Source organism: Bacillus sp. SIMBA_005 (assembly GCF_046535585.1).
GTDB classification, from domain to species: Bacteria; Bacillota; Bacilli; order Bacillales; family Bacillaceae; genus Bacillus; species Bacillus pumilus.
Genome location: NZ_JAWRWI010000290.1, coordinates 1 through 277, shown reverse-complemented (window position 1 = coordinate 277; position 277 = coordinate 1). Strand labels below are relative to the sequence as shown.

Here is a 277-nt window from a genome sequence, read left to right as displayed (position 1 = left end):
AGTTTTATCACAAAGGCAATTGTTTCCCAAGTTTTTGTCATTTCTTTAGTAGGTATTTTAGTAGGTGTAGTGCTTACATATTTAACAGCACTAGTTTTCCCGAAAGACATGCCTTTTAATTTAGACCCTACCCTTGTTGTACTTTACGGTTTCGCACTTTTATTAATCAGTGTGTTAAGTTCGTTTGTATGTGTTCGCCAAGTATCTAAAGTAGATCCATTAACAGCATTAGGGAGAGTGGAGTAGATGAAACGTTTAGAAGTGAGAAATATGACAG

General features: G+C 35.4%; 1 protein-coding gene. It reads left to right on the top strand.

From position 1 onward, the window contains the following. Positions 1-246 (top strand): FtsX-like permease family protein (locus tag SB660_RS20160; protein ID WP_410584072.1); only part of this gene is annotated, 246 nt, incomplete at its 5' end. Positions 247-277 lie beyond the last annotated feature (31 nt).